Source organism: Mucilaginibacter sp. (assembly GCF_036383575.1).
Lineage (GTDB): Bacteria > Bacteroidota > Bacteroidia > Sphingobacteriales > Sphingobacteriaceae > Mucilaginibacter.
Genome location: NZ_DASVOB010000831.1, coordinates 1 through 2,780, shown reverse-complemented (window position 1 = coordinate 2,780; position 2,780 = coordinate 1). Strand labels below are relative to the sequence as shown.

3 protein-coding genes and 1 pseudogene are annotated in these 2,780 nt (G+C 43.2%); 3 read left to right on the top strand and 1 reads right to left on the bottom strand.

All coding sequences use genetic code 11. The features are described from left to right. Positions 1-586: pseudogene (locus VF500_RS29345) on the top strand (TonB-dependent receptor); the annotation flags it as partial. 83 nt (positions 587-669) lie between these two features. Here VF500_RS29345 and VF500_RS29340 read toward each other — a convergent pair. After that, positions 670-1,548: a hypothetical protein gene (locus VF500_RS29340; protein ID WP_330863058.1), complete on the bottom strand. Its 879-nt coding sequence runs from the start codon at positions 1,546-1,548 to the stop codon at positions 670-672. A gap of 99 nt (positions 1,549-1,647) precedes the next feature. On the opposite strand from VF500_RS29340, the gene VF500_RS29335 reads away from it, so the two are divergent. Both VF500_RS29335 and VF500_RS29330 read left to right on the top strand, forming a co-directional pair. Next, entirely contained in the window at positions 1,648-1,929 is a 282-nt protein-coding gene (locus VF500_RS29335; protein ID WP_112568816.1) for an ATP-dependent Clp protease adaptor ClpS, read from the top strand. Positions 1,930-1,947: 18 nt separating this feature from the next. After that, entirely contained in the window at positions 1,948-2,496 is a 549-nt protein-coding gene (locus VF500_RS29330; protein ID WP_330863057.1) for a histidine phosphatase family protein, read from the top strand. The last annotated feature ends 284 nt before the right edge of the window (positions 2,497-2,780 follow it).

Genomic DNA, 2,780 nt, shown 5'->3' with positions numbered 1-2,780 from the left:
CCAGGTAATTATGGGTGATAAATTATTTAAAAGCTGCGCACGGTTATCTGATTGCCTGCTCGGTAAAATATTTGGTGTATCCTTTGATGCCGATGGTAATCCTATTAACGATAGAAGCCGAAAAAAGATGTCAGTTATCATTAACGGTAATATAATACCCGGTGATGCCTTGAATAGCGTAAATGTAAATGATGTTTACAGCATTGAAGTTTTAAGAGGACAAAGCTACACGCTGATATATGGCTCGGGAATGTCTGCAGGCGCATTAGTCATAACTACTAACCATGGTGTTGGAAATTTTGTGACCAGTGAGTCACCTTCAGGACTTATTTCTTATCCTTTTAAAGGCTATTACAAGGCACGTGTTTTCTATTCGCCCAAATACTCAACTCCAAAACCTAACAATAAAACACTTGATTTGTGCTCAACCATTTACTGGAATCCGAATATAATCACTGATGAAAAAGGGCAAACCTCATTCGATTATTTCAACGCCGATACAAAAGGAACTTACCGAATTGTTATTGAAGGTATTGACGGATTTGGCAACCTTGGCAGACAGGTTTATAGGTATAAAGTGGAATAGGTTAAGTCGGAAGTCCGCAGTCGGAAAGTCCGAAAGATTTAAGTGTATCTTAAACCTTTCGGACTTAATTGTTAGAACCAAACTTATTTCCCGCTCAAATAATACTTCTCCCAAAAATCAACTGACTTTGCCATTTCGCTGGAACCGCCCGCTGCACCACGTCCTGCGCCACCGCCCATGCCTCCGCGACCGCCGCCTCTTCCGCCACGGCCACCTCCCATGCCGCCACCACCGCCCATACCACCTCTTCCGCCGCGGCCACCGCCGCCGCCAAAGCCGCCGCCATCACCTTCTCCTGCACCACCGCCACCCGTCGGGCGCTGGAAACCATTGATCTTAAAATTAAAAGCCCATTCACTCTTAAAGGCATCACTACCGGCATGAAAAAAACTTAACGGGATCGCTGCTTCATAAACAAGGTCGCCGTTGGCATCATAATTTATAGCGGTTTTGATACCATATGTATTTGATGTGGTGATCATCTCATCCTCAATATCCTTAAACCCCACAACCTTAATATATCGCAGCTTAGTTATACGCTCGCGCATCAGCTCGTCGCGGTCGGCCTGGGTAATTTCACCATTATCATCTTTTGGTTTTGGAAATTCTGGCTTTTCACCCGGGGCTGCTAACGGGAAAGTAAGGGTAAAACTGTCTTTCTTTTTCCCCTTCGGATCAATGGTTAACGTAATGCCGGCATTTAGTACTTTCATTTTATCAAGCCGGTCACTCACCCTAATAGCAGCATACAGATAATCTTTATCATTAGCCAGTGCATAGTTCAACCTCTTTTCTTCGTTATAGTAACGCAGACTATCGCCCCATTCTTTCAGATCGCCATCAACATTAATATTGACAGGAGGTGACTGCAGGCTATTTTTAGTGCTTTGGGCCGATGAATGATGGGCTGTTAAAAGTTGTGCAGTTAAGGCTAAAACAAAAGCCGGGTATGCTTTTTTCATGTGAAATATTTTAGGGGTTATGTGTAACATGATTTTTAAGACCATGGAACACGATTTTAACACTTTTATTATTGTTTTTGAGTAAATTTGTAGTTACGTATGCCAACCGAAGTACAGGAAGAAACATTTACCCTCGAAGAGTTACTTGCAGGACTTAAAGAGACACATCGTTTAATACTCTGGAACGATGATTTTAACACTTTTGACCATGTGATCCATTGCATGATGAAATACCTGGATTACTCCGAACCACAAGCAGAAAAAATAGCATGGAAAGTACATAACGAAGGCAAATGTGCCGTACTTGAGGGCTCCTTTACCGAAATGGAGATCTACAGGAAGATTCTCCAACAGGAAGGCTTAACAGTTTCCGTAGAATAAACACTAACAACAACCGGCATGATAAAAAAATTTCTTTTACTTTTTTTAATAGTCGGTTGGGCAAGCCTGACCGCCTGCGGCCAGGGCAAAAACCTGAAATTGGTATTCATCCGCCATGCCGAAAAGCCTGATGCAGGCGATAACCTTTCATGCGCCGGGTTTAACCGGGCGCTTAAACTGCCCGAGGTTTTAAAAGCCAAATTTGGTCTTCCCGATCATATTTATGTGCCGGCATTGAATTTGGGCAAATCCACCCCACGCTCACGGATGTTTCAAACCGTATCTCCATTAGCGGTAAAATACAACCTGACCATCAACAGTAAGTTTCAGGAAGAAGATGCTAATGGTGTTGCTGATGAACTATCCTCTAAAAAAGGGACTATTTTTATTGTTTGGGAACACAGCCAGATCAAACCTATACTAAAAGCCCTTGGCCTTAAAGTCAAAGATCTGCAATGGCCGGATAATGATTTCGACAGTATCTGGATAGTGACCTTCAAAAAAGGAAAGCCATCATTGGCAATAGATAAAGAAGGGATTACGCCGGCGGCTGGGTGTAGTTTTTGAATTGACGAAACTATTAAAATTCCCCATGTCATTGCGAGGAGCAAGCCAAGGAATGCGGGCCAGGAGCGACGTGGCAATCTCGTAGCCATACTAAGCGGATTTGCAATTTCGACATGCATGGGCGACGAGATTACCGCGCTACGCTTATAATGACGTGCATGTAAATCATTCATAATCAAGCTGCATTTTGGAGAGTAAGACCGAGTTTTTGAGCTTCTTTTTGCAGACGAGCAAGCTTTCTTGCCTTTTGTACTTCTGCATCCTGCTGAACTTTACTGCTGTCG